This is a genomic window from Mycobacterium gordonae (genome assembly GCF_001417955.2).
Lineage (GTDB): Bacteria > Actinomycetota > Actinomycetes > Mycobacteriales > Mycobacteriaceae > Mycobacterium > Mycobacterium gordonae_B.
The window spans coordinates 317656-331332 of record NZ_LKTM01000001.1; the positions used below are offsets into that span (position 1 = coordinate 317656).

General features: G+C 67.0%; 10 protein-coding genes. 7 read left to right on the forward strand and 3 right to left on the reverse strand.

Features of this window, described 5'->3' with window-relative positions; genetic code table 11:
- Positions 1–8: 8 nt before the first annotated feature.
- Positions 9–575 carry an RNA polymerase sigma factor SigC gene (gene sigC, locus AO501_RS01535; protein WP_055575995.1) on the reverse strand — a complete coding sequence of 189 codons (567 nt, stop codon included), beginning with the start codon at positions 573–575 and terminating at the stop codon, positions 9–11.
- 102 nt (positions 576–677) lie between these two features.
- Between sigC and AO501_RS01540 the strand changes: the two genes are divergently transcribed.
- Positions 678–2909 (forward strand): heavy metal translocating P-type ATPase, encoded by a 2232-nt coding sequence (locus AO501_RS01540; protein WP_055575996.1) that lies wholly within the window; start codon positions 678–680, stop codon positions 2907–2909.
- Positions 2910–2911: 2 nt separating this feature from the next.
- Here the strand turns inward: AO501_RS01540 and AO501_RS01545 are convergent, their stop codons facing one another.
- Both AO501_RS01545 and AO501_RS01550 read right to left on the reverse strand, forming a co-directional pair.
- Positions 2912–3622, reverse strand: a complete 711-nt coding sequence (locus AO501_RS01545) for a zf-HC2 domain-containing protein (RefSeq protein ID WP_055575997.1) — start codon at positions 3620–3622, stop codon at positions 2912–2914.
- A gap of 54 nt (positions 3623–3676) precedes the next feature.
- A complete protein-coding gene (locus AO501_RS01550; protein ID WP_055575998.1) occupies positions 3677–4486 on the reverse strand; it encodes a class I SAM-dependent methyltransferase in 810 nt (269 codons plus the stop codon).
- A 145-nt stretch (positions 4487–4631) separates the two neighbouring features.
- Here AO501_RS01550 and AO501_RS01555 point away from each other — a divergent pair, with 145 nt between their 5' ends.
- From AO501_RS01555 to AO501_RS01580, 6 genes are all read left to right on the forward strand, one after another.
- Positions 4632–6041, forward strand: a complete 1410-nt coding sequence (locus AO501_RS01555) for a PPE family protein (protein WP_055575999.1) — start codon at positions 4632–4634, stop codon at positions 6039–6041.
- Positions 6042–6246: 205 nt separating this feature from the next.
- Positions 6247–7116, forward strand: coding sequence for a TauD/TfdA dioxygenase family protein (locus AO501_RS01560; protein WP_055576000.1), 870 nt, complete (start codon positions 6247–6249; stop codon positions 7114–7116).
- Positions 7113–7676: an FcoT family thioesterase gene (locus AO501_RS01565; RefSeq protein ID WP_055576001.1), complete on the forward strand. Its 564-nt coding sequence runs from the start codon at positions 7113–7115 to the stop codon at positions 7674–7676. The genes AO501_RS01560 and AO501_RS01565 overlap by 4 nt, the downstream gene beginning before the upstream one ends.
- Positions 7677–7717: 41 nt before the next feature.
- Positions 7718–9301, forward strand: a complete 1584-nt coding sequence (gene fadD10, locus AO501_RS01570) for a fatty acid--CoA ligase FadD10 (protein WP_055576002.1) — start codon at positions 7718–7720, stop codon at positions 9299–9301.
- A gap of 4 nt (positions 9302–9305) precedes the next feature.
- Entirely contained in the window at positions 9306–9539 is a 234-nt protein-coding gene (locus AO501_RS01575) for an acyl carrier protein (protein WP_055576159.1), read from the forward strand.
- Positions 9526–13677: an AMP-binding protein gene (locus AO501_RS01580; protein WP_055576003.1), complete on the forward strand. Its 4152-nt coding sequence runs from the start codon at positions 9526–9528 to the stop codon at positions 13675–13677. The genes AO501_RS01575 and AO501_RS01580 overlap by 14 nt, the downstream gene beginning before the upstream one ends.

Here is a 13677-nt window from a genome sequence, read left to right on the forward strand (position 1 = left end):
GTCCCCGGCTAGCCCGCGCAGTCGCCCTCGGCGGTCGCGCGCAGCAGATCGTCGCGGGCCCGGGCCACCCGGGAGCGGATGGTGCCGACGGGACACCCGCAGACCTCGGCCGCTTCGGCGTAGGACAGGCCGAGCACCTGGGTGACGATCAACGCTTCCCGGCGCTTGGGGTCCAATCCGTCCAGCAGGATGCGGATCTCCACCATGTTCTCGATCCGGCTGCCCCGACGGCCCTGACCGAGCGCCTCGTCGAGGTCGGCCACCTGAGCGGAGCGGGGCCTGCGCATCTTGGACCGGAAGTGGTCGGCAACGACACGACGGGCGATCGACAACAGCCACGTCCGCGCGGTCGACCGCCCGGTGAAACTCGGCAGCGAACCCATCGCCCGCAGGAAAGTCTCCTGCGTCAGGTCGTCCGCACTGCCGGGATCGGCGAGGTAGGCCACCATCCGCCAGACGTCACGCTGGGTGCACCGGATGAATTCGGACAACGCTGCCCGGTCACCGCGCCCCGCGGATCTGGCGAGATCGGTAATTTGGTCATCGTGAGTTCGTCCGTCACTGCCCGGGGCCACGGGCTTTGAGCCTAGGCCATGCGAACATGACGAACGCAGGGAACTCTTGAACCGGCGCCGACGACTTGTCTAGGGACGAGTTCGCAGGAGGCGAGACACTACGTGACGACGGCAACGACTGACGCGCACCCAGAGGTGCAGCGGATACAACTGGACATCACCGGGATGTCCTGCATGGCCTGCGCGCTCAAGGTCAAATCGACCCTCAACAAGCTGCCCGGCGTACGGGCTTCGGTCAATTTCTCCACCCGGGTGGCGACGCTCGAGCTCAGCGAGGACATTGCCACCGACGACCTCTGCGCGGCCGTCGAAAAGGCCGGCTACCAGGCCGAGCCGCATACTGGCGGCGGTGACAACCTCGGCGACCCCGATGCTGATCATGCCCGGTACCTCCTGGTCCGGTTGGCGGTGGCGGCAGTGTTCTTCGTGCCGCTGGCGCACCTGTCGGTGATGTTCGCGGTGGTGCCCAGCTCCCGGTTCACCGGCTGGGGATGGGTGCTCACCCTGCTGGCGCTACCGGTCGTGGTCTGGGCAGCCTGGCCGTTCCACCGGGTCGCGCTGCGCAACGCGATGCACGGAACCGCCTCGATGGAGACGCTGATCTCGGTCGGGATCACCGCGGCTACGGTGTGGTCGCTGCACACGGCGTTCGGCACCCATCAAACCGCCGAACGCCGCGGCGTGTGGCAGGCGCTGCTCGGCAGTGACGCCATCTACTTCGAGGTCGCCGCCGGCGTCACGGTCTTCGTGCTGGCCGGCCGGTACTTCGAGGCACGGGCCAAGTCGCGGGCCGGCGGCGCACTGCGGGCGCTGGCGGCCCTGAGTGCCAAGGACGTCGCGGTGCTGCAGGCCGACGGGTCGGAAGTGGTCATCCCGGCAGACCAGCTCAAGGAGCAGCAGCGCTTCGTCGTGCGTCCCGGGCAGACGATCGCCGCGGACGGACTGGTGGTCGACGGCCGCGCAGCGGTCGACGTCAGCGCGATGACCGGCGAGGCCAAACCGGTGAAAGTCCACCCGGGCGCCCAGGTGATCGGTGGCACCGTGGTGCTGGACAGCAGGCTGATCGTGGAGGCTGCCGCCGTCGGTGCCGACACGCAGTTCGCCGGAATGGTGCGCCTGGTCGAGGAAGCGCAGGTGCAGAAGGCCGATGCGCAGCGGTTGGCCGACCGCATCGCGTCGGTGTTCGTTCCGTGCGTCTTCGTCATCGCCGGCCTGACCGCAGCCGGCTGGCTGCTCGCCGGGGCCGGCCCCGAGCGGGCGTTCTCGGCCGCGCTCGCGGTTCTCGTCATCGCCTGCCCGTGTGCCCTCGGCCTGGCGACGCCGACCGCCATGCTGGTCGCCTCCGGGCGCGGCGCTCAACTGGGCATATTCCTCAAGGGCCTGCACGCCCTGGAGGCCACCCGCGCCGTCGACACCGTCGTGTTCGACAAGACGGGCACCCTGACCACCGGCCAGCTGGCGGTCAGCGCGGTGACGGCCGCACCGGGCTGGGATGCCGATGAGGTGCTGGAACTGGCAGCGGTGGTCGAAGCGGCCTCCGAGCACGCCGTGGGCCTCACCATCGCGGCGGCCGTGCCGCAGCGGGATTCCGTTGCCGACTTCCGCGCGGTACCCGGCCGCGGCGTCAGCGGCACCGTGCGAGGGCGCGCTGTGCGGGTCGGAAAACCGTCCTGGATTGCCGCGCCGGTTGGCGCCGGGGTGTTGACCGACGCGCGACGTGAAGCCGAATCACGCGGTGAGACAGCGGTATTCGTCGAGGTCGACGGTGCGGTCTGCGCGGTCATCGCGGTTGCCGACGCGGTCAGGGATTCCGCGGCGCCCGCCGTGGCCCAGTTGCACGACCGCGGCCTGCGAACCGTGTTGCTGACCGGAGACAACCCGGCATCTGCGGCGGCTGTGGCAGCCCGGGTCGGCATCGACGAAGTGATCGCGGATGTGCTGCCCGAAGGCAAGGTCGACGTGATCGAGCAACTCCGTGAACGTGGGCACGTGGTCGCGATGGTCGGTGACGGCATCAATGACGGTCCGGCCCTGGCACGCGCCGATCTGGGCATGGCCATCGGGCGCGGGACCGACGTCGCGATCGGCGCCGCCGACGTCATCCTCGTCCGGGACAACCTCGAGGTCGTACCACTGGCGCTGGGCCTGGCCGCGGCGACGATGCGCACCATCAAGGTCAACATGATCTGGGCCTTCGGCTACAACATCGCGGCCATCCCGATCGCCGCCGCGGGGTTGCTCAACCCGCTGGTGGCCGGCGCGGCGATGGCATTCTCTTCGTTCTTCGTCGTGTCGAACAGCCTGCGCCTGCGCAGCTTCGGTGAGAGCCGCTGAAATCAGGCGGCTGAGCCGTCGGTGGGCCACAGGTGACCCCGGCGGCGGCCCCGGGACGCGTTGTCCGGCAACACGATATCGGTTTCGGCGGCCTGCGGCGCGGGCCCGGGTGCCGGGGAGGTTTGCCACACGATGGCCGCCAGGACCGCCCCCAGCACCACCGGCAGGTGGGTGAGCATCCGTCCGAGGGTGACGGCACCGGAGGCCGCGTCCAAGGCGATGTAGACGGCCAGTACCGCGACGAACACCGTGAGTACCCCCGCCAGCCCTGCTGCCGCAGCCGGCCACAGCGCGGCGACCACCATGGATACGCCGAGCGCGACGCACCACGACGTGGATTCGTGGAGGAGATGATCGGTGCCGTCCATCCCGTGGTGCAGGCCCACATCGAGGCCTACATCCAGGCCCAAGCCCTGCACGACTGCCAGGGCAATCTGGGCGACGCCGACGCACATCAACGCCCAGCGTTGCCAGCTGAGTGACCGGCGCAGTCGCGGCGTCGGCTGCTGAATCCCGATCGGGCCCACCGGCGCGATGACCGGCCGGGACTCCACCAGGCGGCGCAGTTGGCGAGCCTGAAGACCCACCTGCTCGAACCATTCGCGACAGGCGGCGCACTCGTCCAGGTGTTGATCGACCCGGGCCGACGGCACGGGCTCCCGCTCGCCGTCGAGCCGGGCCGACAGCGCTTCGCGCGCCACCTCGCAATCCATGCCCTAATAGTCGCGCATGACGGGCGATTTGTTCCCGGCCCGTTACCGACTCGGCTATCCGAATTCGACGAGGGTGTTGGGCGCACGTAACCGGTCGAGGGCCGAAAGCCGGTAGGTCAGCGCGACCACCTTGGGGAGGAACCGGCCGCGCGCCGGTGGTGCCGGCAGCTCGCGAACGGCGCGGACGCCGGGGACGGCACACAATTCGGCGTACTGGTTCGCGGTGAACCAGAACGGCATCGGCGGCGCCGTGTAGAACTCGCTGAGTTTGAAGCCGCGCCGCCGCGAATACACGCTCAGCAGCCACGGAATGCTGTCAAAGACCAACTGACCGCCGGGAAAGCGCCTGGCGCAGGCCCCGATCAGGTCGAATACGGTTGCCCGCTCAAAGTATTGGAACAGGCCCTCCGCGGTGATCAGCACGCCGTCGCCGGCGTCCACCCGATCCATCCACGAGTAATCGAGTGCGGACTGGGCGCAGTACCGCAACCGGTCGGAGGCCGGCAGCAGTTGCCGGCGTATGTGCACGATCGGCTCCAGATCGACCGACAGCCAGTTCAGTTCGCCGTTGTCGAGGCGCCAGAAGCTGGTTTGCAGCCCTTCGGCGAGCGCGACCACCGTCGCCCGCGGGTGGGTGGTCAGGAATTCGCGTGCGGCATTGTCGAAAGCCAGTGCCCGCAGCGCCGTCGCTTGGTGGGTCCGGCCGAAATGCTGGTAGTCGTAGTCGATGCGGTCGCGCAACGCGATGGCCATCGGATCGTCGATGATGCCGTCCGGCCGGGCGGCCTCGGTGGCTCGCTGATGCAGCGTCAGCAGTGCGGTCTCGGATACCCCGTCGAGGTGACGGGCGTCGAACGCTGGCATGGGTCAGACAGTACTGACCCCCGGAAGTTGCGGGAACTTCTGAAGTACCGGCGCCGACTAACACACCACGGGGCAACGCAAGATCGGTTTCCGCCTCGCGCAATCGATCTAGCGAGGAGGTGGCAGCCTGACCGGCCCGATATGGATGGCCCTGCCTCCGGAGGAGCATTCAGCTCTGCTGAATGCCGGGCTGGGTCCAGGATCATTGCTGGCTGCCGCGCAGGAGTGGCAAGGACTCAGCAATCATTACAGTGAAGCGGCCGCCGAGCTGAGCCGGGTGCTCGCCGGCGTGCAGGCCGGTAGCTGGCAGGGCGACAGCGCGAGCAAGTATGTCGCTGCCCACGGCCCCTACCTGGCGTGGCTTGAACAGGCCGCCGCCGACAGCGCCAATACGGCCGCGCAGCACGAAACGGCCGCCATCGCATACAGCGCCGCCGTTGCGGCCATGCCCACCCTGGCGGAACTTGCCGCTAACCACGCGCTGCACGGCGTACTGGTCGCCACCAACTTCTTCGGCGTGAACACCATCCCCATCGCCCTCAATGAGGCCGACTACGTCCGGATGTGGATTCAGGCCGCCGAGACCATGACCGTCTATCAGGCCACCGCCACGGAGGCACTGGCGACAACGCCGACGACTCCGCCGGCACCCCCCATCAGGGCGGCCAGTGCGGAAGCTCAAGCTGCCCCGGCCGCCCCGGCGGATTCGATCGCCCAACTCATCGCGGATCTGGAAAACCTCATCGCCAACCCGTACCAGTATTTTCTGAACTTCTTCCAGCAACTCGGGTTCAGTCCCGCCACCACCGTTGTCCTGGCGGTTATCGCGCTGTTCCTGTACGACCTGCTCTGGTACCCGTACTACGCCTCGTATTCCCTGCTGCTGCTGCCGTTCTTCACCCCTGCCCTGAGCGCGCTGAGCGCGCTGAGGCTGCTGCTTCCGTTCCTGTTCGGCGAGCTGCCGGCCGGGCCGCTGCCGGTGGCCGCCGAACCGGGTCCTGCTACCCGTGCGGACGCGCTCACGAATATCGTTGTCGCGCCGCCAGTATCGGTTGCACCCGCGCCAAGCTCGCCGGTGGGCAACCCGGCGCCCAGCGCGACCGCGCCGGCGCCGGCGCCCAGCCCGGCGCCGGCCTCCACCATCAGCTACGCAGTGCCCGGCCTGGCGCCGCCCGGAGTCGGCGCCGGCCCCAGAGTGGGTGCGAAGGCGCCGGACAGCGTGGCCGACAACGTCGACGCCGCGGCCCCGGCTCAGGTCGCCGCCGCGAGAGCCCAGAGCCGGCGCCGGCGCCGGGCCACCGCCGGGATACGCGGTCACCGTGACGAATTCCTTGACGCCACAGCTGAAATGGACGACGCGCCCGGGGCACGCACCGAGCCCGAACCCGCCACCGCCGGCACCCGGGGAGCCGGAGGACTCGGTTTCGCCGGCACCACTGCAGCCCGCACCGAAGCGCCGGCCGGAATCGCCCGATTGACGGACGACGGCTCCGGTGGCACCGTCCCGATGCTGCCTGCCACGTGGCCGACCGACGCGACCTCGGGACGCCGATGATGCGAACTCTTATCCAGACGTCTTCAAGGATTACGCAAGAAACGGGCAAGCGGCTGCTGACACCCTCGGTTCATCTCAAGCCGCGCCGCCAGTGCGATACGGCGACATCATCGGAAGAATTCACTTAAGGGGGTTGGACCATCACGGCGCCTTACCTGCACGCGCAGCCCTGACTCATTGTTCTATCAGACAGGAAAGACACTCAATGACACTTAATGTGAAAGGCGAGGGCCTCGGTGCTCAGGTCACCGGGCTGGACCCCGCAAACCTGGACGATCTCGCTACCGAAGAAATCCGCGAGATCGTGTACAGCAACAAACTCGTCGTCCTCAAAGACGTCCATCCGACTCCGGAACAATTCATCAAACTCGGCCGGATAATCGGTCAGATCGTTCCCTATTACGAGCCGGTCTACCATCACCACGAGCATCCGGAAATCTTCGTCTCCTCCACCGAGGAAGGGCAGGGCGTTCCGAAGACCGGCGCGTTCTGGCACATCGACTACATGTTCATGCCGGAGCCGTTCGCGTTCTCCATGGTGCTGCCGCTGACCGTGCCGGGAGCCGACCGCGGCACCTACTTCATCGACCTCGCCAGGGTCTGGGAGTCGCTGCCGGCCGCCGCGCAGGACCCGGTCCGGGGCACCTTCAGCACCCACGATCCGCGGCGTCACATCAAGATTCGCCCGCGCGACGTGTACCGGCCGATCGGCGAAGTCTGGGACGAGATCAACCGAACGACGCCCCCGATCAAGTGGCCGACGGTGATCCGCCACCCGCACACCGGTCAGGAGATCCTCTACATCTGCGCGACCGGCACCACGAAGATCGAAGACAAGGACGGGAACCTGCTCGACCCGGCCATTCTGCAAGAACTGATGGAGGCGACGGGCCAACTCGACACCGAGTACAAATCGCCATTCATCCACACCCAGCACTATGAAGTCGGCGACATCATTCTGTGGGACAACCGGGCTCTCATGCACCGCGCGAAACACGGCACCGCCGCAGGTCATTTAACCACCCACCGGCTGACGATGTTGGACGGACTCAAAACACCAGGATATGCAGTATGAGTACCATCACTGTGTCCCCTTCCACGCGAACGCGGACCGAATTCGCGGACATCAGCGACACCGTTTCGATCGAAGAGCATTTGCTGGTCAAGGTGCTCGACCCGTACGAGTACAAAGGTTGCCGCTACCTCATCGACGCGAGCTATAAGGCCACGGCGGATTCGGTACTCGCCTACGGGAATTTCAGTATCAGCGAACCGGCCTACATCCGCAGCACCGGGCATTTCAATGCGGCGGAATTGATTCTGTGCTTCAACCAGCTCGCCTACAGCGCGTTCGCGCCGGCGATCCTCAACGAGGAGATTCCGGTGCTTCGGGGTTGGTCGATCTCGGACTACTTCGACCTCCAACTGCCCAGCATGTTGATCAAGAACACTGCCTCCCGCTTCAAGAGGATGATTCACGCGCAGAAGTTCTCCGCACGGCTGCTCTGCCAGGACTTCGAGGTGATCGATCGCAATCTGCGTTACCTGTCGATCAAGTGCGCCATCGAGTTCTGGGACGAGTACGGCGGGGCCGCGTCCGGCGAGGTCGAGCTGGCGGCCCTCAACATCCCGTAGAGCACCATCCCGTAGAGCACCACAGAAAGCAGCTGAACGTCATGTCTCACTCAGCATCAACTGTCTTGGAACGGGTCTTCGAACAGGCGCGGCTGCGGCCCCAGGCGACCGCCCTGCGCCGGTGCGACGGCAAGAGCTCGCTGCGGTACTCCGAACTGGTGGCCGAAGTGAGCGCGCTCGCCGCGACGCTTCGGACGCGGTCGGTATCCCCGGGCTCCCGGATACTCGTCCTGTCGGACAACGGGCCCGAGACATACCTCTCGGTGCTGGCCTGCGCGAAACTCGGGGCGATCGCGGTGCTGGCCGACGGAAACCTTCCGCCGGCCACCATCGATCGTTTCGCCGAAATCACCGCTCCGAGCGGAATTCTCATCGCGCCCGGCAGCAGAACCGACCTGTCCACCCTGTCCCAGAGCCTGCACTCCATACCGGTGGTGAAGGTCCAGCTCGACGGTCACGCCGGGAATTCCGTTGTCACAGATGACGATTACCGCTGCCCGGATCGCGGTGCCGACGATCCGCTGGCCATGATCTTCACCAGCGGGACGACCGGCGAGCCGAAGGCCGTACTGCTGGCCAACCGCACCTTCTACGCCGTCCAGGACATCCTGCGCGAAACCGGGCTGAACTGGGTCAGCTGGGTGGACGGCGAAACCACCTACTCGCCGCTGCCGGCGACGCATATCGGCGGATTATGGTGGATACTAACCTGTTTGATGCGCGGCGGACTGTGCATCACCGGTGGTGAGAACACCACGTCCCTGCTGGAGATTCTCAGCAAGAACGAGGTCGCGACGACATGCGTCGTCCCGACCCTGCTTTCGAAACTGATCGCCGAATTGAAGGCGACCGACGAAAAGATCCCGTCGCTACGACTGCTCGGTTACGGCGGGTCGCGGGCGATCGCGGCCGACGTCCGGTTCATCGAGGCGCTGGGCGTGCGCACCGCACAGGTCTACGGATTGAGCGAAACGGGTTGCACCGCTTTATGTCTGCCGACCGACGAAGACTCGATTGCCAAGATCGAGGCCGGTGCGGTGGGGCGGCCCTATCCCGGAGTCCAGGTGTACCTGGCCGGTCCTGACGGCGCCGGGCCCGCGGCGCCGGATGCTGGGCCCTCCGCCTCCTTCGGCACGCTCTGGATCAAGTCTCCGGCAAACATGCTGGGGTACTGGAACAATGCCGCGCGAACGCAAGAGGTGCTGGTGGACGGATGGGTCAACACCGGAGATCTGCTCGAGCGCCACGAGGATGGTTTCTTCTACATCAAGGGAAGATCGTCGGAGATGTTCATCTCCGGTGGTGTGAATATCGCGCCCGACGAGGTCGACCGCATCGCTGAAGGCGCAGACGGCGTCCGCGAAGCCGCGTGCTACGAGATCCCGGACCCGGAGTTCGGGGCCCTGGTAGGCCTGGCCGTGATTCCTTCGGCGGAGCTGGACGAGTCGGCGGCCCGCAAGCTCAAGCAGGTGATCGCTGCCCGCTTCCGGGAGCAGTCGGAATCGATGGCACGGCCCTCGACGATCGAGATCGTCGCCGAGATCCCACGCACACAGTCCGGCAAGGTCATGCGGGCATCGCTGGCCGCGTCGCTCGGCAAAGCCGGGGTGGCCGGTCGTGGCTGAGACGATCCGGGACAAGGTGCTCGCCGCAGTCTGCGATGTGTTGTACATCGACGAACAGGATCTGCACGATGGCGACGGCACTGACCTTCGAGACCTCGGACTGGATTCCGTTCGCTTCGTCCTGCTGATGAAAAGGCTTGACGTGGACCGGGAATCCGACGTGCCGGCCCGCCTGGCCGAGGATCTCTCGATTGCCGGATGGGTTCGGGAGCTGGAGAATCTCTGTGAGCGCGCCTGAAGTCTGGGTGGACGGCCTCACGCTGAGCAGGTCGCAACAGAACCTCTACAACGGAGTGCTGCAGGACGGCGATCCGTCGCTGTACCTGATTGGCAAGACGTATCGATTCCACCCGCTGCAGCTGCCGAGATTCCTGGCCGCCCTGGAGGCGATGGTCTGCGAGAATCCGATTCAGCTCTGCGTCTTGGAGACACCGGCGTCGGACAGCGACTATCCCCGCCTGGTGCCCCGGCTGCGGTTCGGCGACATCGTGCGGGTGCGGTCGGGCGAAATGCAAAGTGCTGGTGATGAATTCGGACTCCAGCGCACCTGGTCTTCCGGGATCCTCGATACCGCACTGGTGCGGTACACCGTGTGGACCGACCCGGCCGGCGACGTGTCCGGCCTCGACGTGCATGCGCACCACATCGTCGTCGATGGTGGCGCCACCGCGATCATCGAAGCCGACCTGGCCCGCCACCTCGCGGCCGGCGGCGCCGCGGAACTGCCCTCGCTGGCCAACGGTTTGACGAAGCTGGAGCAGGCGCATCGTCGTGAACTGGCGAAGACCGATGAGACGCTGCACCGCGTCGGCGCCGCCGTGCAGCGCGAGCTAGCCGAGGATGCGCGCCTCGCCGGGCCCGCTCAGAGCCCGCACGCCGCCGGGTCCGCCGCCAAGGGGGTCCTGCAGGAATCCGTGACGATAGCCGGGGAGGCCTTCGACGCGCTCCTGCGGCTCTCGGAGACCGAGCAGGTCCCGCTCAACGTCCTGGTGGCCGCGGCGGCGCTGGCGGTGGACGCAGGCCTGCGGCACGACACCGGGGGCCTTCTCGTCCACGCCGTCGACAACAGGTTCGGTGATCCGGACCTCAATGTCGCCACGTGCCTGGTGAATTCGGTAGCGCACCCGGTGAGGTTCGCTCCCTTCGCGTCGATCCGCGACGTCGTGCGGGCGGTCGACCGGGGATACGTCAGGGCGGTGCGACGACGCTGGCTGCGTGAGGAGCAGTACCGGCGAATGTATCTGGCGACCAACCGGACCTCCCGTGTCGATGCGCTGACACTGAACTTCATCCGCGAGACATGCGCACCTAGCCTTCGCCCGTACCTGATCCAGGCGCCGGTCGCGACGGATATCGGCCCGATCGAGGGCAGGACCGTAGCCAGCGTGCTGGACGAAGATCAGCGCGTCCTCAACGTGGCCATCTGGGACCGGTCGGACCAGCCGGAATCCCGGATCCCGGTTGCCAACCGGATCTCCGCGGCACTCGGATCGATGGTGAGCCTGTGGGATCAACCGATCGCGAAGGCCGTTGACGAATGGTTCGAGCTCGGCCCGGACGGGTCCATCGGCTCAGACGCCACGGATATCGAAACGCCCCGGCAGCGTGCCTGGTTCGTGGACGGGGCCTTAGCGGTCCGCGCGGCTATCGCGGACCGGCCCGCGGTCCACCAATGGATCGCCTATCTGGTGCGCAGCGGCATCGCGCCCGGTGACGTCGTGGTGCTCACCGACGACGACACCGGCAACACCATTGACTGCCTGATCGCGACCCATCTGGCCGGCTGCGGATACAGCATCTGCGACGCGCCCGAACAACTTTCGGCGCGCGCACAGGCCATCGCCGAGCACCTGGAGGGCGCGACGGCGCAGGTGCTCGACGTGCGCGCCGTGGACCTGCCGGTGGCATCGGATGAGGACGCCGGCGCGCTCGTCGCCGAACGCCTTACCCGAGTGGCACAGGACATGTCACTCGGAACCAGGACGGCCTACATCATGCCGACCTCGGGTTCCACCGGCCAGCCCAAGCTGGTCAGAGTCACCCATGAATCGCTGGCGCTGTTCTGTGCCGCCGCGGTCAGCGCCTACGGCTGGGGCCCGCAGGACACCTTGCTGCAGTGCGCGCCGCTGACATCTGACATCAGCGTCGAGGAGATCTTCGGTGCCGCCGTCAGCGGGGCGGAGTTGGTGCGAACCACGGCGATGAAAGCGGGCGACCTCAACGGACTCGTCGAGGATCTGGTGGCCGGCGGCGCGACGCTCGTCGACCTGCCCACCGCCGTGTGGCATCTGCTGTGTGAAGATACCGAGGCGGTGGACGCGATCCGCCGTTCGCGTCTTCGACAGATCGTGGTCGGCGGCGAAGCGCTTCGCCCGGCCGCTGTCGACAGATGGCTGAGCTCGGTTGCGGGACAACGAGTTGAGCTGGTGTCGAGCTATGGACCGACCGAGACCACCGTCGTCGCAACCTATTTGCCGATCCTTTCGGACGGCGCGGTCGAAGCACGGCGACGGCTGGGGCGACCGATAGTGCCGGGCACGGTGTGTATCGCCTTCGGTGAGGTTGTGATCGTCGGGGGCCTGGTCTCCGCCGGATACCTCGGGACGGACGACCGCAGCTTCGGTACCGTCACCGCCGCTGACGGTACGCAACAGCCCGCATTCGCCACCGCCGACCGGATGATCCTGGACGCCGAGGGATTCCCGCTCTTCGCCGGCCGCAAAGACGATGTCGTCAAGGTGGCCGGAAAGCGCGTCGACATCGCGGACATCGCCAGGCGCATCTCCGCGGACCCCGCGATAGCCGATGTCGCGGTCGAATTGCACGACGGCCGCCTCGGCGTGTGGTTTCAAACCCTGCAGACCCGCGAAGCCGACGGCGACCCGGCCGGACGGATCCGAAACATACTCGTGAGCAACGGGGTATCCGCGTTCTTCGTGGTCGCGGCCTCGACAATCCCGCGCAAACCGGGCGGGAAGGTGGACAGCGCCAACCTGCGAACAATGCCCGAGTTCGTGGATACGGTGCCCGACGACACCGAATCCGCCGAGATCGCAGTCGGTCTGGCGCGGCTGTGGAGCCGGCACCTGGGGACAGTTATTGAGCCCGACACATCGCTGCTCGCCGCCGGCATCGGTTCGCTGGACCTCATCAGAATCCTTCCTGACACCAGACGGGCACTCCGGCAACAGGTTTCGATTCTGGACCTGATCAGTGCCGACACCGCCGCCAACCTCGTCACCGACCTGGCCGGTGCCGCGACGACCGGGTGGATGGACCCGGCGACCGCCATCGAGATACAACGCGACGTCGAGGACCTGCGGTCACCCCGCGCCGGGTGTTGCACCTCGCCCCACGCCGGCGGCGCGATCCTGGTGCTGGGTGCGTCAGGCATCCTGGGCACCGGATTCGCCGGTGCGATCCTCGACCTCAAGCGGTCCGGAGTCCGGTGCCCCGATGTGGTCCTGGCGAGCCGATCTCAACCGGAGCACGGCCCGTGGCCCGACCTTCACGATGTCGAAGGCGTTCGGATCACCCGGCTTTCGCCTGATTTCGGGCCGGCGGAACTGGACGCGCTGATCCGCGACACCGGCGCCGGAACCGTCATCAACTGCATCGGCAACACCAACGTGCTCGTTCCCTACCGCGAACTTCGGACGGCGAATGTGGATCTGGTTTCCTCGATCGTCGGCGTGTGCGCGGACCGCGGTGTCAGGTTGGTGCACTTGTCGACGTTCGTCGTCGATGCCGAGGTCACCGCTGCCCGCGTCACCGATCCGCGGACTGCGCCTTACCCCTACGCGGCGTCCAAGTCGCTCGCGGAACTGGCGGTGGCCGGCGCGCCAAATGGACTCGACTTCACGATCGTGCGGTTGCCCCGGGTACTGGGCGAGGACAGTCAGCTGCGGGACTCCGCGGACATCCTGGTATCGGTCGTGGATGCCTGCGTCGCGCTGGGTGCACACCCTGCCCTGACGCTGGTCGAGGAGGTCACCACCGGTCGTGCTGCCGCGACCGCGATCCTGAGCCTGCTACCGGAGGTTTCGGGTGTGCGGGAGCTGGGACGGGGCATCACCGTGGCGCGTGGCGAGGCCGTGGACTATGCAGACTTGCTCGGCGGGTTTGCGCTCGACGAACTCGACGTGGCCCAGTGGAAGCAGCGGCTCGATGACAGCGAGTGGGCGACGGCCAACCCGCGCCGGTGGTCGGTGGTGGATGCGTGGGTGAGCCTGGGCATGCGCCTGGGGGCGCGGTCGTACGCCGAGTACCTCGCGGAGTACCCGACCATCGCCCTCGACCTCGAATCCGTCACCGAACTCGCCGCACCACCTCCGTCGGTCCACACCCTGCTGGCGCGAGAATTCCAGGGTGTCTGA